At 71.2% G+C, this 23251-nt stretch carries 23 protein-coding genes and 1 pseudogene; 19 read left to right on the top strand and 5 right to left on the bottom strand.

Annotation, left to right across the window (positions count from 1 at the left end; translation table 11 throughout):
• Positions 1-55: 55 nt before the first annotated feature.
• From AC3YO9_RS11570 to AC3YO9_RS11540, 7 genes are all read left to right on the top strand, one after another.
• Positions 56-1102, top strand: a complete 1047-nt coding sequence (locus AC3YO9_RS11570; RefSeq protein ID WP_127782883.1) for an LLM class F420-dependent oxidoreductase — start codon at positions 56-58, stop codon at positions 1100-1102.
• Between the two features lie 8 nt (positions 1103-1110).
• A complete protein-coding gene (locus AC3YO9_RS11565; protein WP_489983237.1) occupies positions 1111-1947 on the top strand; it encodes an undecaprenyl-diphosphate phosphatase in 837 nt (278 codons plus the stop codon).
• 79 nt (positions 1948-2026) lie between these two features.
• Positions 2027-2728, top strand: coding sequence for a histidine phosphatase family protein (locus AC3YO9_RS11560; RefSeq protein ID WP_489983236.1), 702 nt, complete (start codon positions 2027-2029; stop codon positions 2726-2728).
• A gap of 76 nt (positions 2729-2804) precedes the next feature.
• Positions 2805-3398 (top strand): DUF3090 domain-containing protein, encoded by a 594-nt coding sequence (locus AC3YO9_RS11555; RefSeq protein ID WP_127782886.1) that lies wholly within the window; start codon positions 2805-2807, stop codon positions 3396-3398.
• Between the two features lie 14 nt (positions 3399-3412).
• Entirely contained in the window at positions 3413-4291 is an 879-nt protein-coding gene (locus AC3YO9_RS11550; protein ID WP_489983475.1) for an SCO1664 family protein, read from the top strand.
• Between the two features lie 52 nt (positions 4292-4343).
• Positions 4344-5723, top strand: a complete 1380-nt coding sequence (locus AC3YO9_RS11545) for an HNH endonuclease signature motif containing protein (protein ID WP_489983235.1) — start codon at positions 4344-4346, stop codon at positions 5721-5723.
• On the top strand, positions 5720-6034 hold the full coding sequence (locus AC3YO9_RS11540; RefSeq protein WP_127782890.1) for a hypothetical protein: 315 nt from the start codon (positions 5720-5722) through the stop codon (positions 6032-6034). The genes AC3YO9_RS11545 and AC3YO9_RS11540 overlap by 4 nt, the downstream gene beginning before the upstream one ends.
• Positions 6035-6104: 70 nt before the next feature.
• On the opposite strand, the gene AC3YO9_RS11535 is transcribed toward AC3YO9_RS11540, so the two are convergent.
• Genes AC3YO9_RS11535 through AC3YO9_RS11525 form a run of 3 tightly spaced genes read right to left on the bottom strand, consistent with a single transcriptional unit; the run spans position 6105 to position 8502 of the window.
• A complete protein-coding gene (locus AC3YO9_RS11535; protein WP_489983234.1) occupies positions 6105-7259 on the bottom strand; it encodes a sulfotransferase family protein in 1155 nt (384 codons plus the stop codon).
• Entirely contained in the window at positions 7256-8044 is a 789-nt protein-coding gene (locus AC3YO9_RS11530; protein ID WP_489983233.1) for an SDR family oxidoreductase, read from the bottom strand. Before AC3YO9_RS11530 ends, AC3YO9_RS11535 begins: the two co-directional genes overlap by 4 nt.
• Positions 8041-8502 (bottom strand): nuclear transport factor 2 family protein, encoded by a 462-nt coding sequence (locus tag AC3YO9_RS11525; protein WP_489983232.1) that lies wholly within the window; start codon positions 8500-8502, stop codon positions 8041-8043. Before AC3YO9_RS11525 ends, AC3YO9_RS11530 begins: the two co-directional genes overlap by 4 nt.
• A gap of 88 nt (positions 8503-8590) precedes the next feature.
• Between AC3YO9_RS11525 and cysD the strand changes: the two genes are divergently transcribed.
• The 6 genes and pseudogenes from cysD to AC3YO9_RS11495 all read left to right on the top strand — a co-directional run bounded on the left by cysD (position 8591) and on the right by AC3YO9_RS11495 (position 14010).
• Positions 8591-9502, top strand: coding sequence for a sulfate adenylyltransferase subunit CysD (gene cysD / locus AC3YO9_RS11520; protein WP_489983231.1), 912 nt, complete (start codon positions 8591-8593; stop codon positions 9500-9502).
• Positions 9502-11376: an adenylyl-sulfate kinase gene (gene cysC / locus AC3YO9_RS11515; RefSeq protein WP_489983230.1), complete on the top strand. Its 1875-nt coding sequence runs from the start codon at positions 9502-9504 to the stop codon at positions 11374-11376. The genes cysD and cysC overlap by 1 nt, the downstream gene beginning before the upstream one ends.
• A pseudogene (locus AC3YO9_RS11510) lies at positions 11373-12125 on the top strand (3'(2'),5'-bisphosphate nucleotidase CysQ); the annotation flags it as partial. The gene cysC and the pseudogene AC3YO9_RS11510, both read left to right, overlap by 4 nt.
• A 108-nt stretch (positions 12126-12233) precedes the next feature.
• On the top strand, positions 12234-12521 hold the full coding sequence (locus AC3YO9_RS11505) for a DUF1905 domain-containing protein (RefSeq protein ID WP_127782896.1): 288 nt from the start codon (positions 12234-12236) through the stop codon (positions 12519-12521).
• A gap of 180 nt (positions 12522-12701) precedes the next feature.
• The gene (locus tag AC3YO9_RS11500) at positions 12702-12839 is read left to right on the top strand and encodes a hypothetical protein (protein ID WP_164860612.1); all 138 of its coding nucleotides are present in this window, start codon (positions 12702-12704) and stop codon (positions 12837-12839) included.
• A complete protein-coding gene (locus AC3YO9_RS11495; protein ID WP_489983229.1) occupies positions 12823-14010 on the top strand; it encodes a N(5)-(carboxyethyl)ornithine synthase in 1188 nt (395 codons plus the stop codon). Before AC3YO9_RS11500 ends, AC3YO9_RS11495 begins: the two co-directional genes overlap by 17 nt.
• Before the next feature lie 129 nt (positions 14011-14139).
• On the opposite strand, the gene AC3YO9_RS11490 is transcribed toward AC3YO9_RS11495, so the two are convergent.
• On the bottom strand, positions 14140-16632 hold the full coding sequence (locus AC3YO9_RS11490; protein ID WP_489983228.1) for an ATP-dependent Clp protease ATP-binding subunit: 2493 nt from the start codon (positions 16630-16632) through the stop codon (positions 14140-14142).
• Between the two features lie 216 nt (positions 16633-16848).
• On the opposite strand from AC3YO9_RS11490, the gene AC3YO9_RS11485 reads away from it, so the two are divergent.
• The 6 genes from AC3YO9_RS11485 (at position 16849) to AC3YO9_RS11460 (ending at position 22682) form a co-directional block, all read left to right on the top strand.
• Complete coding sequence (locus AC3YO9_RS11485) at positions 16849-18297, top strand: DHA2 family efflux MFS transporter permease subunit (protein ID WP_489983474.1); 1449 nt, start codon at positions 16849-16851, stop codon at positions 18295-18297.
• A gap of 71 nt (positions 18298-18368) precedes the next feature.
• On the top strand, positions 18369-19235 hold the full coding sequence (locus AC3YO9_RS11480) for a CoA transferase subunit A (protein WP_489983227.1): 867 nt from the start codon (positions 18369-18371) through the stop codon (positions 19233-19235).
• On the top strand, positions 19232-20032 hold the full coding sequence (locus tag AC3YO9_RS11475; RefSeq protein WP_127782900.1) for a CoA-transferase subunit beta: 801 nt from the start codon (positions 19232-19234) through the stop codon (positions 20030-20032). The genes AC3YO9_RS11480 and AC3YO9_RS11475 overlap by 4 nt, the downstream gene beginning before the upstream one ends.
• On the top strand, positions 20029-21093 hold the full coding sequence (locus AC3YO9_RS11470) for an NAD(P)H-dependent flavin oxidoreductase (RefSeq protein WP_206518141.1): 1065 nt from the start codon (positions 20029-20031) through the stop codon (positions 21091-21093). The genes AC3YO9_RS11475 and AC3YO9_RS11470 overlap by 4 nt, the downstream gene beginning before the upstream one ends.
• 1 nt (position 21094) lies before the next feature.
• Positions 21095-21895, top strand: coding sequence for an SDR family oxidoreductase (locus tag AC3YO9_RS11465; RefSeq protein WP_127782901.1), 801 nt, complete (start codon positions 21095-21097; stop codon positions 21893-21895).
• A gap of 34 nt (positions 21896-21929) precedes the next feature.
• A complete protein-coding gene (locus AC3YO9_RS11460) occupies positions 21930-22682 on the top strand; it encodes an enoyl-CoA hydratase family protein (protein WP_127782902.1) in 753 nt (250 codons plus the stop codon).
• A 70-nt stretch (positions 22683-22752) separates the two neighbouring features.
• Here the strand turns inward: AC3YO9_RS11460 and AC3YO9_RS11455 are convergent, their stop codons facing one another.
• The gene (locus AC3YO9_RS11455) at positions 22753-23226 is read right to left on the bottom strand and encodes a limonene-1,2-epoxide hydrolase family protein (RefSeq protein WP_489983226.1); all 474 of its coding nucleotides are present in this window, start codon (positions 23224-23226) and stop codon (positions 22753-22755) included.
• Positions 23227-23251: the final 25 nt, after the last annotated feature.

Here is a 23251-nt window from a genome sequence, read left to right as displayed (position 1 = left end):
CGTTGCCGGCCAGGCTCGCCGCCCCCTGCACTACCTACCGGTAACCTGCCGCACCATGCGACTGGGACTGAACATGGGCTACTGGGGCGCGGGCAACGACGCGTCCAACCTCAAGCTGGCGATCGAGGCGGAGCGGCTGGGCTTCTCCGTGGTGTGGGCGGCCGAGGCCTACGGGTCCGACGCCCCCACGGTGCTGTCCTGGGTGGCGGCGCAGACCTCCACCATCGACATCGGCAGCGCCGTCATGCAGATCCCCGCGCGCACCCCCGCCATGACGGCGATGACCGCGGCCACCCTGGACACCCTCTCCGGCGGCCGCTTCCGCCTGGGCCTGGGCGTCTCCGGCCCGCAGGTCTCCGAGGGCTGGCACGGAGTGCGCTTCGGCAAGCCGCTGGGCCGAACCCGCGAGTACGTGGAGGTGGTGCGCCAGGCACTGTCCGGCGAGCGCGTGCGCCACGACGGCGAGCACTACCAGCTGCCGCTGCCCGACGGCCCGGGCAAGGCCCTGCAGCTCACCGTGCACGGCGCCCGCAAGGACCTGCCCGTGTACCTGGCCTCCGTCGGGCCCCGCAACCTGGAGCTGACCGGCGAGATCGCCGACGGCTGGCTGGGCATCTTCTGCTCGCCCAAGCACCTGCCCAAGCACCTCGCGCACATCCAGGCCGGCCGCACCAAGGCGGGCAAGACCGGGCTGGAGGGCTTCGACGTCGCCCCGTCCATGCCCATCGTCCCGGGCGCCGACTGGCGCAGGTGCGCCGACTTCACCCGCCCGTACACCGCGCTGTACGTCGGGGGCATGGGCAGCCGGGAGAAGAACTTCTACAACGCCCTGGCCGTGTCCATGGGCTACGCCGACGCCGCCAAGCAGGTGCAGGACGCCTACCTGGACCGGCGCTACGACGAGGCCATGGCGGCGCTGCCGCTGGAGCTGCTCGACGAGATCGCACTGCTGGGCACCAAGGAGCGCATCGCGGAGCGGTTGACGGCGCTGGCCGAGGCCGGGGTCACCACCGTGAACCTCGCGTGCCCGCCCGGCGAGGACGGCTTCGCCGCGCTGCGCACCGCCGCCGAGGCGCTGGAGCTGGCAGGCCTCGGCGAATGATTCTGGACATGACCTGGCTCCAGGCGATGGTCCTGGGGCTGGTGCAGGGGCTCACCGAGTTCCTGCCCATCTCCTCCTCGGCGCACCTGCGCATCGTCTCCGGGGTCTTCTTCGGCCACGACACCGGCGCGTCCTTCACGGCGGTGACGCAGCTGGGCACCGAGGCCGCGGTGCTGCTGTACTTCGCCCGCGACATCGGCCGGCTCGTCGTCGCCTGGTTCCGCGGTTTCCGGGAGCCGGCCGTCCGCAAGACGCTGGACTACCGGATGGCCTGGTACGTCATCGTCGGCACCATCCCGGTGGGCATCCTGGGCCTGCTGTTCAAGGACCAGGTCCGCTCCGGGGCGCGCAACCTCTACCTCATCGCCACCATGCTCATCGTGTTCGGCCTGGTGATGGCGGCGGCGGAGTACTTCGGCTCCAAGCGGCGCACCGTCAAGGAGCTCACGCTGCGCGACGGCATCGTGATGGGCTCGGCGCAGGCGCTGGCGCTCATCCCCGGCGTGTCGCGCTCCGGCGGCACCATCAGCGCGGGGCTGTTCCTGGGCCTCACCCGCGAGGCGGCGGCCCGGTACTCGTTCCTGCTCGCCATCCCCGCGGTGGTCGCGTCCGGGCTGTTCAGCCTGCCCGACGCCTTCGAGCCGGCCGAGGAGGGCCTGCTGCAGGCCAGCGGGCCACAGCTGCTGGTGGCCACCCTGGTCGCCTTCGCCGTCGGCTACGCCTCCATCGCCTGGCTGCTGCGCTACGTGGCCAACCACACCATCTACCTGTTCGTGGGCTACCGCATCGCCCTGGGCGTGCTGGTGCTGGTGCTGCTGACCACCACCGGGCTGCAGGCCACCTGAGCACGGAAAGCTGTCCGCTCAGGGTGAACTGGTGCACTGCCTGCTCACCGGCGGGGCGGCCGGGTCCTAGGGTGGTCGCATGACGGTCATCCTGCTGCGCCACGGCCGCTCCACCGCGAACACCGCCGGGGTGCTCGCCGGGCGCAGCGAGGGCGTGGCGCTGGACGAGAAGGGCACCGCGCAGGCCGAGGCCCTGGTGCAGCGGCTCGCCGAGCTGCCCATCACCGCCATCGTCACCTCCCCGCTGCTGCGCTGCCAGCAGACGGTGGCCCCGCTCGCCGCCGCCCGCGGCCTGCCCCCACGCTCCGAGGAGCGCCTGGCCGAGGTGGACTACGGCGAGTGGACCGGCCAGGAGCTGAAGAACCTGGTGTCCGAGCCGCTGTGGAAGGTGGTGCAGCAGCACCCCTCGGCGGCGGTGTTCCCCAACGGGGAGGGCCTGGCGCAGGTGCAGGCTCGAGCGGTGGCCGCGGTCCGTGAGCACGACGCCGCGCTGGCCGCCGAGCACGGCGCTGACGTGCTGTGGGTGGCGTGCACCCACGGTGACGTCATCAAGTCGGTGCTGGCGGACGCGCTGGGCACGCACCTGGACTCCTTCCAGCGCATCGTCGCCGACCCGTGCTCGGCGAGCGTCGTCCGCTACACCGACACGCGGCCGTTCGTGCTGCGCAGCAACGACACCGGGGGAGACTTGTCCAGCATCACCCCGCCCAAGAAGGCCGCCGATGGCGAGGCCGCGCCGGCTCCCGCCGACGCGGTGGTCGGCGGAGGCACGGGCGGGTGAGCGCCGTGCCCGCATGCCTGGAGCACCGGTCCCTGGTGTGCCGATCCAGAGTGATTCACCTAGTGTCGGAGTTGCCATGTCACGAGTAATCCACGTCTTCCGCAACCCAGACCGGTTCATTGTCGGCACTGTCGGTGAGCCCGGTGACCGCGCCTTCTACCTGCAGGCTGTGCAGGAGGGCCGGCTCATCAGCGTGCTCCTGGAGAAGCAGCAGGTGCAGGTGCTGGCGGAGCGCATCATCGCGCTGCTGGAGGAGGTGCACCGCCGCTTCGGCGCCGAGCTGCCCGACGACGACCCCATCGTGGAGGACCTCGAGCCGCTGGCGGTGCCGGTGGACGAGGAGTTCCGGGTGGGCACCATGGGCCTGGGCTGGGACGCCGACGCGAGCTGCGTGGTGGTGGAGCTGCTGGCCGTCACCGAGGGCGAGGTGGACGAGTCGGTGGTGCTCGACGACACCGACGAGGGTCCCGACTCCGTGCGGGTGTTCCTCTCCGCCGAGCAGGCCCGGGACTTCGCCGCGCGCGCCGAGCTGGTCATCAGCGCCGGGCGGCTGCCCTGCCCGCTGTGCAACGAGCCGCTGGACCCCGAGGGTCACGTGTGCGTGCGCACCAACGGGTACCGCCGCGGCGTGGGCATCGCGCCGTCGGCCGGCGAACCCAGCCAGGACTGATCACGACCGTGCAGGTGCACGACCCAGCCACGCTCGAGCTGCTGCGCGCCGGGAAGCTCGAGATCCTTGGGCGCATCGTGGAGGCGAGCAACGCCACGCTGCTGTGCTCGGTGGAGCTCGACGGCGTCACCGGCCACTGCGTGTACAAGCCGGTGCAGGGCGAGCGGCCCTTGTGGGACTTTCCGGACGGCACGCTGGCCGGCCGCGAGGTGGCCTCCTACCTGGTGTCGGCGGCCAGCGGCTGGGGGGTGGTGCCGCCGACGGTGCTGCGCGACGGACCGTTTGGCTCCGGGATGGTGCAGCTGTGGATCGACACGCCTGCGGCCAGCATCTCCGACGACGAGGACTCCGGTGCTGGGTCCGGCTTGGCCGCTGGTTCTGGATCGGCTGCGCACCGCGAGCACGTGGAGCAGGTGAGCGACCTGGTGGAGCTGTGCCCGCCCGGGGCGGTGCCGCAGGGGTGGATGCCCATCCTGCGGGCGCAGGACTACTCCGGGGAGATGGTGGTGCTCGCGCACGCCGATCACCCCGGGCTGCGCCGGATGGCCGTGCTGGACGTGGTGCTCAACAACGCCGACCGCAAGGGTGGGCACGTGCTCGCCGGGCTGGACGGCGGCGTGTACGGCGTGGACCACGGCATCTGCCTGCACAGCGAGCCCAAGCTGCGGACCGTGCTGTGGGGCTGGGCAGGGGAGCCCATCGGCGACGAGGCGGTGGAGATGCTGTCGAAGCTGGCCAGCCTGTTGGAGGGTGAGCTGGCCGACCAGCTGGACGAGCACCTGACCATCGCCGAGGTGCAGGCGCTGCGCACGCGGGTGCGCCGGTTGCTCGCCACGCGGGTGATGCCGGAGCCGTCCGGGATGCGTCCGGCGATTCCCTGGCCTGCGTTCTAGCGGCTTTCGCGGTTTCGCTGACGTTGTCGGGGGTTGTTCGTACTATTCGAACATGAGTTCGAACGGTGTAGCGGGGGACCTCACTGACGAGGTCGCCTCCTTGCTGGCTGAGCATGCCGCGGTGATGGCACGGTTGCAGCAGCTGCCGGTGGCCGGGCTGTCCGATGCTGGGGTGTTGGCGGTGGTGCGCGAGGTGGATCGGGTGCACCGGATGAAGCCCACCGTCGATCACCGCCTGATTGTGGAGATGGAGTGCCGCTCCTTGGCCACGGTGTTCTTGGCCCGGGGCACGGCGGGGTTGTTGTCGGAGGTGCTGCACCTGGACATGCAGGAAGCACGAGCCCGGGTGCGAGCCGCCTTGGTGCGGGGTCCGCGCACGTCGTTCACTGGTGAGGATCTCGGGCCGGCCCACCCTGCGTGCGCGGCTGCTGAAGCAGAGGGCGGGATCTCGCCGCGCCACGCCGAGATCGTCGCCAAGACGATGCACGACCTGCCCGCATCGCTGGACACCGAGACCATCGGCCTGGCCGAGCAAACGCTGGCTGCGCAAGCCTGCGCACTGCGGCCGTCGGAACTGGCCAAGGCCGCTGAGCGCCTGGTGGCCTACCTCGATCCCGACGGGCGGGAAACCTCCGAGGTGGATCGGGCCAGGCGGCGCGGGTTCACCATCGGCCGGCAGCGCCCGGACGGGATGAGCCGCATCAGCGGTGAGCTCGACCCGATGACCCGAGCCCTGGTGGACGCTGCGTTCTCCGCCGCCGCCCGGCCCGTCACCGAGGACGGCATGGCGGACCCGCGCAGTGCCGCCCAGCGCAACCATGACGCACTGGCCACGTTGTGTCGCAACGCTCTCGCCTCCGGTGCGCTGCCGAGCAACCGTGGTCTGCCAGCGACGGTCGTGGTCACCATGGGACTGGCGGACCTGGAACGCCGAGCGGGCACGGCCAGCACCGCCTCAGGCGGGACCGTGCCGGTGCGTGACGTGCTCCGAATGGCCGCTGATGCGAAGTGGCTGCCCTGTGTGCTCGACGCCCACGGTCAGGTGCTCCACCTCGGTCAGGGGCAACGCCTGGCCTCACCGGCGCAACGGTTGGCGCTGTACGCCCGCGACCGTGGCTGCACCCGGCCCGGCTGCGAGATGCCCGCCCAGTGGACCCAGGTCCACCACCTCGCCGAGTGGCAGCACGGCGGCCCCACCGACCTGCACAACCTCGCGCTCGTCTGCCCGTTCGACCACCGGCTCATCACCCACGAAGGCTTCACCGTCCGCATGGGCACCCACGGCCGCATCGAGTGGATCGCACCCAGACACGTTGACCCACAACAGGTTCCACGCACCAACCCGATTCACCATCCACCCGACCTCAGCGACGCCGACCCGCCGCCCCAGCCCTCGGGGACCAGCCGGCGGCCTGGCACGATCAGCGCATGACCGTGCTCGAGCTCTCGGACGAGTGGTGGAGCCGCGATGGTCCGTTGGCAGCGGACAACTTTGCTGCGGTGCTTCGCGAGATCGAGCGGGAGCTGAGTCCCGACCACCCGCTGGCGGGTCAGGTCGTGCGGGTGGAGGCACGCTTCGGGCCGTCCGACGACGTCATCGTCAGCCTGGTTGACGGCGGGTTCGCTCTGGTCCACCCGACGTGGTCGGGTCACGTCGAGCCGTCGCCGTGCCCAGACACGACCTACCTCGGGGACGCGGCAAAGGCCTCGCAGGCGATCGCGGAGTGGGAGCGGTGGTGGTGAGGTGAGCCTCGTCCCCAGTCGGGCCGGTGCAGCACGCTGCACCGGCCCGACCTCGGGAGAGCCCCGCTGATCAGTTGCGCCGCGCGTACCGGGCGAAGCGGGCGTCGATGTCGGCCTCGGTGAGCCCGAAGTCGGACAGCTGGTAGCGGTGCGACGGCGTGCGCGGTCCGCTGGTGCTCTCCGCGTGCATGTCCTGCTGCGCCTTCCGCGCCTCGTCGCTGAGGGTGATGCCGAAGTGGCGGTAGATGCCCTCCACCGTGCCCAGCGCGTCCCCGACGAAGTCCTCGTAGTAGACGTCGCAGAACTGCGCCGGATCGGCCTTGGCCCGTGCCTCGGTGAACGCGTCCAGCCCCCGTGCCCACAGGTCCACCTGGTCGCGCCCGATCAGCTCGTCGGTGAACTTGTCCGACCACCCCTGCGCCGCCTGGGCGCTGAGGCTGCACGAGGACGGGATCGCCGTCCGCGGGTCGCGGTGCGTCTGGACGATGAGCGCGTCCGGGTACACCTCCAGCAGCGCGTCCAAGGCGAACAGGTGGCTGGGGTTCTTCAGCACCCACCGCCGGTCGGTGTCGTTCAGCCCGATCAGCTGCAGGTTCTTGCGGTGCCGGGCATAGGCCGACGTCCAGCTCTGCTCCGCCAGCCACTGCGAGTACGTCGGGATGTGCGCCAGCGACTCGTAGGACACCGACTGCATCGACTGCCGCAGCAGCTGCCAGCACTCCTCCACCTCGCTGGCGGACATGTAGTGCACGCCCATGAACTCCGGCCGCTCCACGTGGTGCTGGCTGAACGCGGCCTCGATGCCCTGGAACACCGGGTTGTCGCCCCACGTCTGTCGCGGCGGCCGCGGCTGCGGGAACTCCGTCAGCCACATCTCCGGACCCTGGTGGGCGGGGTCGGCGGTGAGCAGCCGGTGCAGCGCCGTGGTGCCGGTGCGCGGCAGCCCGGTGACGAAGATGGGCCGCTCGATGGCCACGTCGGCGTGCTGCGGGTTCTTCTTCCAGGCGTCCTCGCTGAGCAGCCGGGCCACCAGCGCGCCGCGCAGGAACACCCGCGCGACCTTGGAGCCCAGCGGGGTGAGCTCCGCCTCGGTGATGTAGGAGTCCAGCAGGACCCGCAGCCCCTCCAGGTAGCCCTGGTCGCCGAAGTCGTCCAGCCCGGTCAACCGGGACGCCGAGGCGTGCAGGTCCTCGACGGTGCCGACGGTGGTGTGCGGTGCGGTCACGGGTGGAACTCCCCACAGTTGACGTCCAGTGTCTGTCCGGTGATGGCCCGGGCCATCGGCGACGCCAGGAACACCACGGCGTCGGCGATCTCGTCCGGCTCGGGCAGCTTGCGCAGGTCCATCGCCGCGGCGGTCTCGTCGTAGACCTGCTGCACCGGCACGCCGCGCTTGCCGGCCAGGTGGTCGAAGTACCACTTGAGGCTGTCGGCCCAGATCCAGCCGGGCGCCACGGTGTTCACCCGGATGCCGCGCGGACCCAGCTCGGTGGCCAGGCTCTGCGAGGCCGCCAGCAGCGCGGCCTTGGTGATCTTGTACGGCCCGTAGGGCGCCTGGGTGTGCCGGATGACCGAGGAGTTGATCATCACCACCGCGCCCTTGCTCTCCGCCAGGGCCGGCACGAACAGCTTGGTCAGCCGCAGCCCACCCAGCACGGTCACCTCGAACGCCGCGCGGATCGCCTCGAAGTCCACGTCGGCCAGCTTCTTCATCGGCGGCATGCCGAAGGCGTTGTTCACCAGCACGTCCACCCGCCCGAACTTCTCCAGCGACGCCTGCACCAACCCTGCGGCGGAGCTATCGTCGGTGATGTCGGTGCGCACGGTCAGCACCTCGCGGCCCAGCTCGCGGACCTCCTTGGCCACCTCGTCCAGGCGCGACTGCGTGCGCGCGGCCAGCACCAGGTCGGCACCGGCCGCCGCGCTCTGCAGGGCGATGGAGCGGCCGAGCCCGGGGCCGACGCCGGAGACCACCACCACCTTGTCGGCCAGCACCCCCGCGGTGCTCACTTGCGGTCCGCCCAGCGGTTGACGGTGAGCGCGAAGCTGGGCACGTCGTCGGTGGACATCGTCGCCTCGTAGGTGCGCACGTAGCCGGTGGAGCTGATCCGCCACTGGCCGTCCTCGCCCCGGACGTAGGTGTCGGTGTAGAACGCCGCGCCCTGCAGGATGAACTTGTACTTCGGCACGATCACCCGGTCCTGCAGGTACCAGGTGCCGGTGGCGGTGTCGCCGTCGACGTCGATCTCGGGGTGACCGACGTGGTGCTCGGTGATGCTGTTGCGGTCCAGGGACTTGCGCATGAACGCCAGGATCTGGTCGCGCCCGGTGAAGGTCAGCTTGTGCCCGTAGGCGGCGTCGGCGTCCGGGGTGAGCGTCGACTCCAGCAGGTCGAAGTCCTTGGTGTCGACGGCACGCAGGTAGCGGTACTTCAGGCGCTTGATCTCTTCCAGCGTTTCCAGGTCCATCCGCCGACACTAGAACTTATTCTAGTTTTGTGCCAGTGTTTCCAGCCATGACCTTCGACCCTCGCTCCGCCAGAGGGGGACACCCCCTGTGAGCAGCACCTACGAGCTGACCCACCTGCAGGCGCTGGAGGCCGAGGCGGTGCACATCTTCCGCGAGGTCGCCGCCGTCTTCGAGCGCCCCGGCCTGCTGTTCTCCGGCGGCAAGGACTCCGTCGTCATGCTGCACCTGGCCACCCGTGCGTTCTGGCCGGCGCCGGTGCCGTTCCCGGTGATGCACGTGGACACCGGGCACAACTTCGACGAGGTGCTGGAGTTCCGCGACCGCACCGTGGCCGACCTGGGCCTGCGCCTGGTGGTGGCCAGCGTGCAGGACGACATCGACGCCGGGCGCAGCGTGGAGGAGACCGGTCCGCGGGCCAGCCGCAACCGGCTGCAGATCGCCACCCTGCTCCGCGGCATCGCGGAGAACCGCTTCGACGCGGCCTTCGGCGGGGCGCGGCGGGACGAGGAGAAGGCCCGCGCCAAGGAGCGGGTGTTCAGCTTCCGCGACGAGTTCGGCCAGTGGGACCCGCGCAACCAGCGCCCCGAGCTGTGGAGCCTGTACAACGGCCGCCACCACCGCGGCGAGCACATCCGGGTGTTCCCGCTGTCCAACTGGACCGAGCTGGACATCTGGCAGTACATCCACGAGCAGCAGATCTCGCTGCCGTCGATCTACTTCGCCCACCGCCGCCCGGTGGTCGAGCGCGACGGGATGCTGCTCGCCGTCACCCGCCACCTCACGCTGCTGCCCGGCGAGCAGCCCTTCGAGGCTCAGGTGCGCTTCCGCACCGTCGGCGACGCCACCGGCACCGGCTGCGTGGAGTCCGACGCCACCACCACCGCGGCCGTGGTGGCCGAGGTGGCCGCCACTCGCGTCACCGAGCGCGGGGCCACCCGCGCCGACGACCGCATCTCCGAGGCCGGGATGGAAGACCGCAAGAAGGACGGGTACTTCTGATGCCGCAGCTGCTCCGCATCGCCACCGCAGGCAGCGTCGACGACGGCAAGTCGACGCTCATCGGGCGACTGCTCTACGACTCCAAGGCCATCTTCACCGACCAGCTCGAGGCGGTCGCCCAGACCAGCCGTGACCGCGGCTCGGCCACGCCGGACCTGGCGCTGCTCACCGACGGCCTGCGCGCCGAGCGGGAGCAGGGCATCACCATCGACGTGGCCTACCGCTACTTCGCCACGCCCCGGCGCAAGTTCATCATCGCCGACACCCCCGGGCACGTGCAGTACACCCGCAACATGGTCACCGGTGCCTCCACCGCCGACCTGGCGATGATCCTCATCGACGCTCGCAAGGGGGTGCTGGAGCAGACCCGCCGGCACGCCTTCCTCTCCACCCTGCTGGGCATCCCGCACCTGGTGCTGTGCGTCAACAAGATGGACCTGGTCGACTGGTCGCAGGAGCGCTTCGAGGAGATCCGCGAGGAGTTCCGCGTCTTCGCGATGAAGCTGGACGTGGCCGACCTGACGTTCATCCCCATGTCGGCGCTGCAGGGCGACAACATCGTCAACCGCTCCACCAGCATGGACTGGTACGAGGGCGCCTCGCTGCTGCACCACCTGGAGGAGGTGACGTCGTCGTCGGACCGCAACCTCATCGACGCACGCTTCCCGGTGCAGTACGTGATCCGGCCGCAGAACCTGGACGGCTCGAGCGGGGCAGCAACGGACGACCCCGAGCTGCACGACCACCGCAGCTACGCCGGCACCGTGGCCGGGGGAGTGTTCCGCCCCGGTGACGAGGTGACGGTGCTGCCGTCGGGCTTCAGCTCCACGGTGGACAAGATCTGGGGCCCGGGCGGGGTGCCGCTGGAGGAGGCGTTCACCCCGGCGGCGGTGACCATGCAGCTGACCGACGACATCGACATCTCCCGCGGCGACCTGATCTGCCGTCCCGCCAACCGTCCGCACGTGGGCCAGGACGTCGACGCGATGCTGTGCTGGCTGACCGAGACGGCCGCGCTCACCCCGGGGGCCAAGTACACGATCCTGCACACCACCAAGGCCACCAAGGCCGTGGTGCGCCAGCTCGACTACCGCCTCGACGTCAACACCCTGCACCGCGACGAGTCAGCAACAGCGTTGTCGCTCAACGAAATCGGACGAGTACGGCTGCGCACCCAGGCGCCGCTGCTCTTCGACGCCTACCGCCGCAACCGGGACACCGGCAGCTTCATCCTGATCGACGACGCCACCAACGCCACGGTGGCCGCGGGCATGATCACCGGCCCGTCGCTGCCGCAGGCGCAGGTGGTGTGGCACTCCGCCGCGGTGGAGCGCACCGACCGCAGCACCCGCGGGATGACCGTGTGGATCACCGGGCTGTCCGGCTCGGGCAAGTCCTCGGTGGCGGTGGAGCTGGAGCGCCGGCTGGTGGCGGCCGGCCACCCCGCCTACCTGCTGGACGGTGACAACCTGCGCCACGGCCTCAACGCCGACCTCGGGTTCTCCGACGCCGACCGCGCGGAGAACGTGCGCCGGGTGGGCGAGGTGGCCGTGCTGCTGGCCGACGCCGGCGTGGTGTCGGTGGTGTCGCTGATCAGCCCGTTCCGGGCCGACCGCGCCAAGGCCCGCGCCGCGCACGAGGCCGCGGGGCTGCCGTTCGTGGAGGTGTTCGTGGACACCCCGCTGGCCACCTGCGAGGAGCGTGACCCCAAGGGCATGTACGCCAAGGCTCGGGCGGGGGAGATCATCGGCTTCACCGGCATCGACTCGCCCTACGAGGCGCCGCAGTCACCCGACCTGCTGCTGCGCCCGGAGGACGGCGCGCCCGCGGACATGGCCGGCGCCATCCTCGACCTCGTGCTGGAGCAGCTGTGAACGACTCCCGACTGGCCGCGCAGATCGCCGAGGAGGCGGGTCAGCTGCTGCTGCAGGTCCGCGCCGAGGCCCCCGCTCACCTGACGCCCAAGCAGCTGGGCCAGCGCGGCGACAAGCTGGCCAACGAGATGCTGCTGCGCCGCCTGGCGCAGCTGCGGCCGGACGACGCGGTGCTGTCGGAGGAGTCGGCCGACAGCCCGCAGCGGCTGAGCAGCGACCGGGTGTGGATCATTGACCCGCTGGACGGCTCCCGGGAGTTCGGCCTGCCCGACCACGACGACTGGGCGGTGCACGTGGCGCTGTGGCAGCGCAGCGCCGGAACCGAGCGAGCCGGGATCACGGCTGCGGCCGTGGCACAGCCCGCGCTGGGTGCGGTGTACGCCGACGACGACGCGGTGCTGGCCGCCTCCGGCGCGGCCGGCTCGGGTCCGCGGATCCTGGTGAGCGCCAGCCGTCCCCCGGTGTTCGCGGCCGCGATGGCGCAGGCGGTGGGTGGCGAGCTGGTGACCATGGGCTCGGCCGGCGCCAAGGCGATGGCGGTGCTGCGTGGTGACGCCGAGGCCTACGTGCACGCCGGTGGGCAGTGGGAGTGGGACTCCGCGGCCCCGGTGGGCGTGGTGCTCGCCGCAGGGCTGCACGCCTCCCGCGTGGACGGATCGCCGCTGCGCTACAACGAGGCGCACCCGTACCTGCCGGACCTGCTGATCTGTCGGCCGGAGCTGGCGCAGCCGCTGCTGTCAGCGATCGCTGCGGCGAGCTAGCCGCCGGCTTCGGGGCTCGGGACCAGGGGCTCGGGCGATGAGTTCGGCGCCGTTCCACGGTCTGCACCAGTAGACCCCGGTGGAAGGACGGCTGTCATGAGCACCGTTGCGCGTCCCCTGGACAAGTGGTTCACCGCCACCCTGCAGCAGAGCCCGGGCAAGGGTGGGTGGACGTACGTGGTGATGCCCGACTCGGCGGGCTTCTTCGGCACCCGCGGGCTGGTGAAGGTGCGCGGCACCATGGACGAGCGGCCGTTCGAGAGCGCGTTCATGGCGCTCGGCGACGGCACGCACAAGCTGCCGGTGCGGGCGGAGCTGCGGCGGGCCATCGGCAAGAGCGCCGGGCAGGACGTGGCGGTGCACCTGTGCGAGCGCCTGTCCTGACTTGGTGGTACTTGCAGTACCCCCACCGCGCCGGCCCGCGTCTGCAACCGCTACCAAGCGGGCTGGCACCGCGAGTCGTCCGCCGTCCGAGCCGCGCGATGACCTCACACTGTCGATTGCACCGTTGCCGTACGGTCAGGCCAACGGGACCGCTCAGGTTCCCAATCTAGGGGTCATCCCATGTCTGACAAGTCGCCCCGCACCACCATGTCGAAGAAGTCCGGCAAGTCGCTGAAAGAGAAGCGCGCCGACAAGAAGACGAAGGCCGACAACGCAAACGCGGCCGTCGAGGTGACGGCCAATGTCAAGAAACGCTGACCGGCCCCCCACCACTGAGCTGCTCTCCCTGGGCGTCCTGTCGCACTCCCGCAAGCCCGACGAGCGACGTCTGCCCATCCATCCCGCACACCTCGCCCGGATCGACCCTGACCTGCGCGCACGCATCTACCTCGAGCACGGGTACGGCGAGCCCTTCGGCATCACCGACGACGAGCTGGCGCGCGACATCGCGGGAATGCGCTCGCGCGCCGAGCTGATCGCCAGCTCCGACGTGATCCTGCTGCCCAAGGTGCAGGCCGCCGACCTCGCGGAGATGCGCACCGGGCAGGTGATCTGGGGATGGCCGCACTGCGTGCAGGACACCGCGCTCACCGAGCAGGCCGTCGCGCAGCGGCTGACCCTCATCGCGTTCGAGGCGATGAATCACTGGACCAAGGACGGTGGGTTCAGCCTGCACGTGTTCCACAAGAACAACGAGCTGGCCGGGTACAGCTCCGTGCTGCACGCGATGCAGCTGGCAGGGCTGACCGGTGACTACGGTCGCCGGCTGCGGGCCACGGTGATCGGCTTCGGCGCCACGGCCCGCGGGGCGATCACCGCGCTCAGCGCGCACGGGGTGGACGACGTGCGGGTGATGACCAACCGGGAGGTGGCCGCGGTCGGCTCGCCGATCCACTCGGTGGACATCGTGCAGTTCGAGCACGACTCCACGGACCCGCACCGCAGCTACGCCAACACCGTGGACGGCCGGGTGCCGCTGGCGCCCTTCCTGGCCGAGAACGACATCGTGGTCAACTGCGTCCTGCAGGACACCGCGGCGCCGTTGACCTTCCTGCTCGAGGAGGACCTCGCGGCGTTCGCGCCCGGCAGCCTGGTGGTGGACGTCTCCTGCGACGAGGGGATGGGCTTCAGCTGGGCTCGGCCGACGTCGTTCGCCGAGCCGACGTTCCTGGTGGGCGACCACGTGCAGTACTACGCGGTGGACCACAGCCCGTCGTACCTGTGGCACTCCGCGACGTGGGAGATCAGCCTGGCGCTGCTGCCGCACCTGCGCACGGTGCTCAGCGGGCAGGAGTCCTGGGACACCGAGCAGACCATCAGCCGGGCGATCGAGATCCGCGACGGGGTGATCCAGAACCCGGCGATCCTGGCGTTCCAGCACCGCGACGCGGAGTTCCCGCACGCCGTGGTGCAGCCGGTCTGCGTCTAGCCGGACCGCTTGGGGGTACTTGCAGTACCCCCACCGCGGCGCACGGTGGTACTTGCAGACGCCCCAACAGAGAACGGCCGGCACCCCGCGAAGGGTGCCGGCCGCTTCCGCGTCAGCGTGCGGAGGTGCTCAGCCCGCCAGCGCCAGCGCGTGGCTGGCCACCGCAGCCGTCGCCACGGGCTCGACGGTGAGCTCGCCGTCCACCACGTCCACCCGCACCGCGCCACCGGCGGTCACCGCGTCGTCCACCAGCAGGTCGGCGATGCGGTCGTCGACCTCGCGCTGGATGGTCCGCCGCAGCGGGCGGGCACCGAACTCCGGCTCGTGGCCGTGCTCGGCGATCCAGTCCACCGCCGCCGGGGTGAGCTCCAGGCCGATGTCCAGCCCGGCCAGCCGGCTGCGGGTGGCGCCCAGCAGCAGGTCGGTGATCTGGCGCAGCTGCTCCAGCTCCAGCTTGGCGAACACCACGATCTCGTCGATGCGGTTGAGGAACTCCGGGCGGAAGCTCTCCCGCAGCCGGCCCATCAGCCGCTCGCGCACCTTGGTGCCCTCCCGCTGCTGAGCCTCGGTGGCAAAGCCGATGCCACCGGAGCGGCTGGAGATGATGTCCGAGCCGAGGTTGCTGGTCATGATCAGCACGGTGTTCTTGAAGTCCACAGTCCGGCCCTGCCCGTCGGTCAGGCGCCCGTCGTCGAGCACCTGCAGCAGGATGTTGAACACGTCCGGGTGCGCCTTCTCCACCTCGTCCAGCAGCACCACCGAGTACGGGCGACGCCGCACGGCCTCGGTCAGCTGCCCGGCCTCGTCGTAGCCGACGTAACCGGGAGGCGACCCGACCAGGCGGCTGACGTTGTGCCGCTCGCCGAACTCGCTCATGTCCAGCCGGATCATGCTGTCCTCGTCGCCGAACAGCGACGTGGCCAGTGCCTTGGCCAGCTCGGTCTTGCCCACGCCGGTGGGGCCCAGGAACAGGAAGCTGCCCACCGGGCGGTTGCCGTCGCCCATGCCGGTCCGGCTGCGCCGCACCGCCCTGGCGATGGCGTGCACCGCGTCGTCCTGGCCGATCACCCGCTGGTGCAGCTCGTCCTCCAGCCGGCGCAGCCGCTCCTTGTCGTGCGCGCTCACCTGGTTCACCGGGATGCCGGTGGCACGGGCGAGGACGTCGGCGATCTCGTCGGCGCCCACCTCGTGGGAGGGCTCCTCGGCCGAGGCGCCGGCGATCGTCACCTCCAGCGCGGCGATCTCGTCGCGCAGGGCGGAGGCGCGCTCGTAGTCCTCGGTGGCCACCGAGCGGTCCTTCTCCTGGGTCAGCCGCGCCAGCTTCTGCTCCAGCTCGGCCACCGGGCTGTTGCTGCGCCGCAGCCGCAGCCGCGCACCGGCCTGGTCGATCAGGTCGATCGCCTTGTCCGGCAAATGGCGGTCGGGCAGGTACCGGTCGGAGAGCTCCACCGCGGCCACGACGGCCTCGTCGGTGTAGCGCACCTCGTGGTGCTCCTCGTAGCGACCCTGCAGCCCCCGCAGGATGGTGATGGCGTCGGCCACGCTGGGCTCGTCCACCTTGACCGGCTGGAAGCGGCGCTCCAGCGCGGGGTCCTTCTCGATGCGCCGGTACTCGCTCAGGGTGGTGGCACCCACCAGGTGCAGCTCACCCCGAGCCAGCCGCGGCTTGAGGATGTTGCCGGCGTCCACCGCGCCGTCCGCGCCACCGGCGCCGACCACGGTGTGCACCTCGTCGATGAAGACGATGACCTCGTCGCGGTGGGCGACGATCTCGTCGATCACCTTCTTCATCCGCTCCTCGAAGTCGCCCCGGTAGCGGGTGCCGGCGAGCATGCCGGAGATCTCCAGCGCCACCACGCGCTTGCCGTGCAGCAGCGGCGGGACGTCGCCGTCGACGATGCGCTGCGCGAGGCCCTCCACGATGGCGGTCTTGCCCACGCCCGCCTCACCGATGAGGACCGGGTTGTTCTTGGTGCGCCGGGACAGCACCTCGATGGTCTGCTCGATCTCCTCGGCGCGGCCGATCACCGGGTCCAGCTCGCCGGCGCGGGCCTGGGCGGTGAGGTCCAGCCCGTACTCGTCCAGCGTGGGCGTCTCGCTCTGCTCCTCGCCGGAGGCGTCGTGGTCGGTCTCCCCAGCCGCCACCTGCAGGGTCTGCGGGTTGGCGCCGCGGGCGGCCAGCAGCCGGCCGGCGGTGTTGGCCGGGTTGGCGGACAGGGCCAGCAGCACGTGCACCGGGTCGACGTAGGTGGAGCCCAGCGCGCGGGCGATCTGGTGGGCGGCCAGCAGCACGCGCTGGCTGGCCGGCCCCAGCGACGGCAGCGCGGCCGCGGGGCCGGTCATGCCCTGGCGGGCCGGCAGCTGTGCCTCGACGTCGTTGCGCAGCTCCTCGACGTCCACGCCCACCCGGCGCAGCAGGGAGCTGGTGGGCTCCTGGCCGCTCAGCGCCCACAGCAGGTGCAGCGAGTCGACCTCGGGGTGGCCCTGCTCGACGGCGTGCTTGGCCGCGGCCTCGACCATTTGGTGCGACTGCTGGTTGAGCACCCGCGTGAGGTCGACCCGGCGGTTCGCGCCGAGCTCGCCCCCGAAACCTGAGCCGAAGAAGTCGTCAAAACCTGGCATGAAGTTCCTCTCTCACCACGGAGTGTCGGACACCCGGCTCCGCTTACTTGAGTCTTGCACTGTCAACTAACGTAGCAATCCCCAGCGCAATTCCCGCGCGACCCCGGCAGGCGCCAGCCGGCACCGCGTCAGCAGGGGGATAGTGGCCTGACCAGCCCGAACCGGGGGGAGCGGACCCTGACGCAGCAGCACGGTGTGGACGAGCCGGGCCTGGCGATGGGCACGGCGGGCGGACGCTGGCTGCTGCTGGCCGCGATCGGCGGCTCCGGCATGGCCCTGCTGGACTCCACCGTGGTGAACGTCGCGCTGCCCCGGATCGGTACCGCGCTCGACGCCGGCTTCGGCGGCCTGCAGTGGACCCTGAACGGCTACACGCTGATGCTCGCCTCGCTCATCCTGCTGGGCGGTGCGCTCGGGGACCGCTACGGCCGGCGCCGGGTGTTCCTGGTGGGGGTGGCCTGGTTCGCGGTGGCCTCGCTGTTGTGCGGCCTCGCGCTGAACGTGGAGATGCTGGTGGCCGCTCGGGCCCTGCAGGGCATCGGCGGGGCGCTGCTCACCCCCGGCAGCCTGTCGCTGATCTCGGCCAGCTTCCGGGCGTCCGACCGCGGCGCGGCGGTGGGGGCGTGGTCGGGCCTGGGCGGGGTGGCCGCGGCCGTCGGGCCGCTGGTCGGCGGCTGGCTGGTGGAGCAGGTGAGCTGGCGAGCGGTGTTCCTGGTCAACCTCCCGCTGGCCGCGCTGGTGCTGTGGGTGGGGGTGCGCCACGTGCCGGAGAGCCGCGACCCGCAGGCGCCCGGCCGGCTCGACCTCACCGGGGCGATGCTCACCGTGGTCGGCCTCGCCGCGCTCACCTACGGGCTGATCGCCGTGCAGTGGGTCCCGGTGGGGGTGGGCCTGGTGGCGCTCGCGGCCTTCGGGGTGGTGGAGCGGCGCAGCCGGCACCCGCTGGTGCCGCTGGAGCTGTTCGCCTCGCGGCTGTTCACCGCGGCCAACCTGGTGACGCTGGCGGTCTACGCGGCGCTGGGCGGGGTGTTCTTCCTGCTGGTGCTGCAGCTGCAGGTGGTGGCGGGCTTCTCCCCGGTGGCGGCGGGGCTGGCGCTGCTGCCGGTCACCGCGCTGATGCTGGTGCTCTCCGCGCACTCGGGGGCGCTGGCCCAGCGGATCGGCCCGCGGCTGCAGATGACGGTGGGCCCGCTGGTGGCCGCGGCCGGGCTGCTGCTCACCCTGCGCATCGGGCCGGGCTCGTCCTACCTGCGCGACGTGCTGCCCGCAGTGACGGTGTTCGGGCTGGGCCTGGCGTGCCTGGTGGCCCCGCTCACCGCCGCCGTGCTGGCCGCGGCACCGGCACACCTGGCCGGCACCGCGTCCGGGGTGAACAACGCGGTGGCCCGCACCGCCGGACTGCTGGCCGTGGCGGCGCTGCCCGCACTGGTGGGCCTCGGGGGAGCGGACTACCTGCAGCCGGCGGTGTTCGACCCCGGCTTCGACGCCGCGATGCTCATCTGCGCGGGCCTGCTCGGGGCCGGTGCCGTGGTGGCGCTGGTGCTGGTGCACGGCCGTCCCGAGCTGCGCCAGCCCAGCCCCGCCGTGCTGGCGGTGGACCGGAACCTGCAGTGCGGCGTGGACGGCCCGCCGGTGTGTCCCCGCGCGCCGCAGCAGAGCGAGTAGCCGCGGTCGCTCGTCTGCTAGCCTCCCAACCAAGCACTTGCTAGGTAGATCGAGCAGAGGTAGGGACGCACGTGGCTGACAAACGGATGACCGAGCAGGAGGTCGTCGCCGAGCTGTCCTCGGGGATGACCATCGGGATCGGCGGATGGGGGTCGCGGCGCAAGCCGATGTCCCTGGTCCGGGCGATTCTCAACTCCGACCTGACCGACCTGACCATCGTGACCTACGGCGGTCCGGACGCCGGCCTGCTGTGCGCGGCCGGCAAGGTCCGCCGCCTGGTCTACGGCTTCGTCTCGCTGGACTCCATCGCGCTCGACCCGCACTTCCGGGCGGCGCGCCAGGCCGGCAGCATCGAGGTCACCGAGTACGACGAGGGCATGCTCCAGTGGGGCCTGTACGCCGCGGCCATTCGCGTGCCGTTCCTGCCCACCCGGGCCGGCCTGGGCTCCGACGTCATGCGCGTCAACCCCCAGCTCAAGACGGTCTCCGACCCCTACGGCAGCGGCGAGGACCTGGTGGCCGTCCCGGCGCTGCACCTCGACGCCGCGCTGGTGCACATGAACCGCGCCGACATGCAGGGCAACGCCCAGTTCCTCGGCCCGGACCCGTACTTCGACGACCTGTACTGCATGGCCGCCGAGCGGGCCTACGTCTCCTGCGAGAAGGTCGTGCCCACCGAGGAGCTCTCCGCCACGGCGCACCCGGCCACCCAGCGCATCTCCCGGATGATGGTCCGCGGAGTGGTGGAGGCCCCCAACGGCGCCCACTTCACCTCCTGCGTGCCCGACTACGGCCGCGACGAGAAGTTCCAGAAGGCCTACGCCACCGCCGCCGCCGACCCCACCGCCTGGGCCGAGTTCAGCGAGCGCTACCTCTCCGGCTCCGAGGCCGACTACCAGGCCGCAGTGGCCGCCAGCAGCACGGAGGTTTCGGCATGAGCGAGGCGACCCAGACCGGCGCGACCCAGACCGACGTGAGCAGGGCCGAGGTGTGCGTCATCGCCTGCGCCGAGGCCTTCCGCGACAACGGTGAGATCCTGGCCAGCGCGTTCGGCACCATCCCCGCCATCGGCGTGCGCCTGGCGCGGCACACCTTCTCCCCGGACCTGCTGCTCACCGACGGCGAGGCCGCCGTGGTCAAGGGCACCTGGGCCATCGGTGCCGCCGCGCCCGAGGACGTCGAGTCCTGGATCCCCTTCCGCACAATCTTCGACGTGGTGTGGAGCGGCAAGCGGCACGTGATGATGATCCCGAGCCAGATCGACTCCTACGGCAACACCAACATCTCGGCCATCGGCGACCACGCCAAGCCCAAGGTGCAGCTGCTCGGCGCCCGTGGCGCCCCGGGCAACAGCGTCTACCACCCCACCAGCTACTGGGTGCCCAAGCACAGCACCCGCATCTTCACCCCCACGGTGGACATGGTGTGCGGCGTCGGCAACGACAACGCGCAGAAGGCGGGCCCCGCGGCCGCGAAGTTCCACGACCTGCGCACCGTGGTCACCAACCTCGCCGTCCTGGACTACGACAAGCCCACCGGCCAGCTGCGGCTGAAGTCGCTGCACCCGGGAGTCACCGTGGAGGAGGTCCAGGAGGCCACCGGCTTCGACCTGGTGGTCCCCGCGGACGTGCCCTTCACCCGGCTGCCCACCGACGCCGAGCTGCAGCTGATCCGCGAGGTCATCGACCCCCGCAGCCTGCGCGACCGCGAGGTCAAGCCGGAGGTCAAGCAGTGAGCCTGCACCCCGCGCTGAGCACCCGGGTCACCGAGCTCTTCGGCGTCAAGTACCCGGTCGTGCAGACCGGCATGGGCTGGGTCTCCAACGCCGGGCTCACCGCCGCCACCGCCAACGCCGGCGGCCTGGGCATCATCGCCGGCGGCGCGATGAGCTACGAGGAGCTGTCGGACAACATCACCAAGGTCCAGGCCCTCACCGAGAACCCCTTCGGCGTGAACCTGCGGGCCGACTCCGCCGACATCGCCAAGCGGATCGACCTGGTCATCCGCGCCGGCGTCAAGGTGGCCTCCTTCGCCCTGGCCCCCAAGCAGGACCTCATCGGCCGGCTCAAGGACGCCGGCGTGGTGGTCATGCCCTCAATCGGCGCCCGCCGGCACGCGGAGAAGGTCGCCGCCTGGGGTGCCGACGCGGTGCTCGTGCAGGGCGGGGAGGGCGGCGGCCACACCGGCAACGTCCCCACCAGCCTGCTGCTGCCCCAGGTCGTCGACGCCGTGGACATCCCGGTGATCGCCGCCGGTGGCTACTTCGACGGCCGCGGCCTGGTCTCGGCGCTGGCCTACGGTGCCGAGGGCATCGCCATGGGCACCCGGTTCCTGCTCACCAGCGACTCCCCGGTGGCGGCCAACGTCAAGGACGTCTACCTGTCCAAGACGGTCAACGACACCGTGCTCACGCTGCAGATCGACGGGGTGCCCCAGCGCGTGCTGCGCGCCGGCACCATCGACCAGATCGAGTCCAGCTCCGGCGCCCGCCGGATGGCCCGCTCGGTGCGCAACGCGGTGGCCTTCCAGAAGCTCTCCGGCACCCCGTGGACGCACATGATGCGGGAGGGCCTGGCGATGAAGAAGTCGCACGACCTCTCCTGGAGCCAGGTCGTGATGGCGGCCAACGCCCCCATGCTCTACCGCTCCGCGCTGGTCGACGGCCGCACCGACCTCGGCGTGATGGCCACCGGTCAGGTGGTGGGCCTCATCGAGGACACCCCCAGCTGCGAGGAGCTCATCCAGCGCATCATCACCGAGGCCGACCAGGTCCTCAACCGACTTGGGAAGGCCTGAGATGTCTGAGAGCACCACCGCGTCCGCACCGGCCCTGCAGCCGGGCCCGGGCCACAACCTGCTGGCCGGCAAGACCGTGCTGGTCACCGCCGCGGCCGGCACCGGCATCGGCTTCTCCACCGCTGAGCGCTGCGCCATCGAGGGCGCCACCGTGGCCATCAGCGACCGCCACGAGCGTCGCCTGGCCGAGGCGGCCGACAAGATCGAGGAGACCACCGGCACCCGCCCGCTGGCCATCCCGTGCGACGTCACCAACCAGGAGCAGATCGACCACCTGATGGACGCCACGGTGGCCGAGCTCGGGCGCATCGACGTGCTGGTGAACAACGCCGGCCTGGGTGGCACCGCCTCGGTGATCGACATGACCGACGACCAGTGGAGCAGCGTGCTCGACGTGACGCTGACGTCCACCTTCCGCGCCACCCGCGCGGTGCTGCGGCACATGGTGCCCCAGGGCAGCGGCGTCATCATCAACAACTCCTCGGTGATCGGCTGGCGCGCCCAGCAGGGCCAGGCCCACTACGCCGCCGCCAAGGCCGGCGTGATGGCGCTGACCCGCTGCTCCGCGCTGGACGTGGCCGAGCACGGCATCCGCGTCAACGCCGTGGCGCCGAGCATCGTGATGCACCCGTTCCTGGCCAAGGTGACCACCGACGAGCTGCTCGCCGAGCTGAGCGCCAAGGAGGCCTTCGGGCGCCCGGCCGAGGCGTGGGAGCTGGCCAACGTCATCGTCTTCCTGGCCAGCGACTACTCCAGCTACATGACGGGCGAGGTCGTCTCCGTCAGCAGCCAGCACCCGTGATCGCCACCTCACCCCAGCCGCTAGGAGCACGCGCATGACCCAGACCGAGGCCTCCGTGGTCACCACCACCGTGCACCCCAACGGGGTCGCGGAGATCGTCGTGGACAACCCGCCGGTCAACGCCCTGCCCGTGGCCGGCTGGTTCGCCATCGCCGACCAGGTCCGCGCCGCCGGTGCTGACCCGCAGGTGCGCGTGGTGGTGCTGCGCGCCGAGGGGCGTGGCTTCAACGCGGGTGTGGACATCAAGGAGATGCAGCGCACTGACGGCTTCACCGCGCTGCTCGGGGCCAACAAGGGCTGCTACGAGTCCTTCAAGGCCGTCTACGAGTGCGCCGTGCCGGTCATCGCCGCGGTGAACGGCTTCTGCCTCGGTGGCGGCATCGGTCTCATCGGTAACGCCGACGTGATCGTGGCCAGCGAGGACGCGACCTTCGGCCTGCCCGAGGTGGACCGTGGCGCCCTGGGTGCCGCCACCCACCTGTCCCGGCTGGTCCCGCAGCACAAGATGCGGGCCATGGTCTACACCTCGGCCACGGTGACCGCTGCGGAGCTGCTGCACTTCGGCTCGGTGCACTCGGTGGTGCCCAAGGACGAGCTGCGCACAGCCGCGCTGGAGCTGGCGGAGCAGATCGCCGCCAAGGACCCGACGGTGATCCGGGCGGCCAAGGCCTGCCTCAACGGCATCGACCTGTGGGACGTCAACCGCAGCTACCGCTACGAGCAGGGCTACACCTTCGAGCTCAACCTCACCGGCGTCTCCGACCGCATCCGGGACGAGTTCGCCTGAGCCCGCCGGGGTCGGTCGCTCGTTGCCTCGAGCGGCGGGCGACCGGCCCAGCGGCTCATCGGTTCAGCCGTCAGCGGTTCAGCCGGCCGCGAACGGTGCTGCCCAGCGCCCGCACTGCGCCCTTGGCGCTGGCGGCCAGCACGGTGGTCCAGTCGAAGTAGTCGCGCCAGAGCACGATTTTGCCGTCGCGCACCTCGAAGGTGCCGCACACCCAGAACGCCGCCTCCCACGAGCGCACCTTCAGCACGTCGGTGCGCTCGGTGAGCACCACCGGGCCGTTGGCCGCGATGTTGTGGATGCGGCCCTCGAAGCCGGTGCCCACCTTGCCCATCCAGCGCACCTGCTTGGCGAAGGCATCCTTGCCGCGGGCCGGGGGCAGCGGCACGTTCTGGTAGACGACCTCCTCGGCCGCGTACGTCAGCGCCTTCTCGATGTCGAGGGCGTCCATCGCCGCCAGGAAGGCGGTGACCACCTCGGTGGGATCCGTGCCCACCTGCGCGTGGCTGGGCTGAGCAGGGCCGGGTGACTGTGACGTGTCTGACATCCAGCAATCGTAGTGCCGCCAGCGG

The organism is Rhodococcus sp. Z6_132, assembly GCF_058133635.1.
This window is presented reverse-complemented; position numbering and strand designations above follow the sequence as displayed.

Bases quoted from the DNA above. Each gene is read 5' to 3' on its own strand.
- AC3YO9_RS11560 (WP_489983236.1), top strand. From the start codon at position 2,027: ATGACGGTCATCCTGCTGCGCCACGGCCGCTCCACCGCGAACACCGCC.
- AC3YO9_RS11475 (WP_127782900.1), top strand. From the start codon at position 19,232: ATGAGCGAGGCGACCCAGACCGGCGCGACCCAGACCGACGTGAGCAGG.
- AC3YO9_RS11460 (WP_127782902.1), top strand. From the start codon at position 21,930: ATGACCCAGACCGAGGCCTCCGTGGTCACCACCACCGTGCACCCCAAC.
- AC3YO9_RS11500 (WP_164860612.1), top strand. From the start codon at position 12,702: ATGTCTGACAAGTCGCCCCGCACCACCATGTCGAAGAAGTCCGGCAAG.
- AC3YO9_RS11455 (WP_489983226.1), bottom strand. From the start codon at position 23,226: ATGTCAGACACGTCACAGTCACCCGGCCCTGCTCAGCCCAGCCACGCG.
- AC3YO9_RS11525 (WP_489983232.1), bottom strand. From the start codon at position 8,502: ATGGACCTGGAAACGCTGGAAGAGATCAAGCGCCTGAAGTACCGCTAC.
- AC3YO9_RS11555 (WP_127782886.1), top strand. From the start codon at position 2,805: ATGTCACGAGTAATCCACGTCTTCCGCAACCCAGACCGGTTCATTGTC.
- cysC (WP_489983230.1), top strand. From the start codon at position 9,502: ATGCCGCAGCTGCTCCGCATCGCCACCGCAGGCAGCGTCGACGACGGC.
- AC3YO9_RS11495 (WP_489983229.1), top strand. From the start codon at position 12,823: ATGTCAAGAAACGCTGACCGGCCCCCCACCACTGAGCTGCTCTCCCTG.
- AC3YO9_RS11565 (WP_489983237.1), top strand. From the start codon at position 1,111: ATGACCTGGCTCCAGGCGATGGTCCTGGGGCTGGTGCAGGGGCTCACC.
- AC3YO9_RS11540 (WP_127782890.1), top strand. From the start codon at position 5,720: ATGACCGTGCTCGAGCTCTCGGACGAGTGGTGGAGCCGCGATGGTCCG.
- AC3YO9_RS11505 (WP_127782896.1), top strand. From the start codon at position 12,234: ATGAGCACCGTTGCGCGTCCCCTGGACAAGTGGTTCACCGCCACCCTG.
- AC3YO9_RS11465 (WP_127782901.1), top strand. From the start codon at position 21,095: ATGTCTGAGAGCACCACCGCGTCCGCACCGGCCCTGCAGCCGGGCCCG.
- AC3YO9_RS11570 (WP_127782883.1), top strand. From the start codon at position 56: ATGCGACTGGGACTGAACATGGGCTACTGGGGCGCGGGCAACGACGCG.
- AC3YO9_RS11485 (WP_489983474.1), top strand. From the start codon at position 16,849: ATGGGCACGGCGGGCGGACGCTGGCTGCTGCTGGCCGCGATCGGCGGC.
- AC3YO9_RS11545 (WP_489983235.1), top strand. From the start codon at position 4,344: ATGAGTTCGAACGGTGTAGCGGGGGACCTCACTGACGAGGTCGCCTCC.
- AC3YO9_RS11490 (WP_489983228.1), bottom strand. From the start codon at position 16,632: ATGCCAGGTTTTGACGACTTCTTCGGCTCAGGTTTCGGGGGCGAGCTC.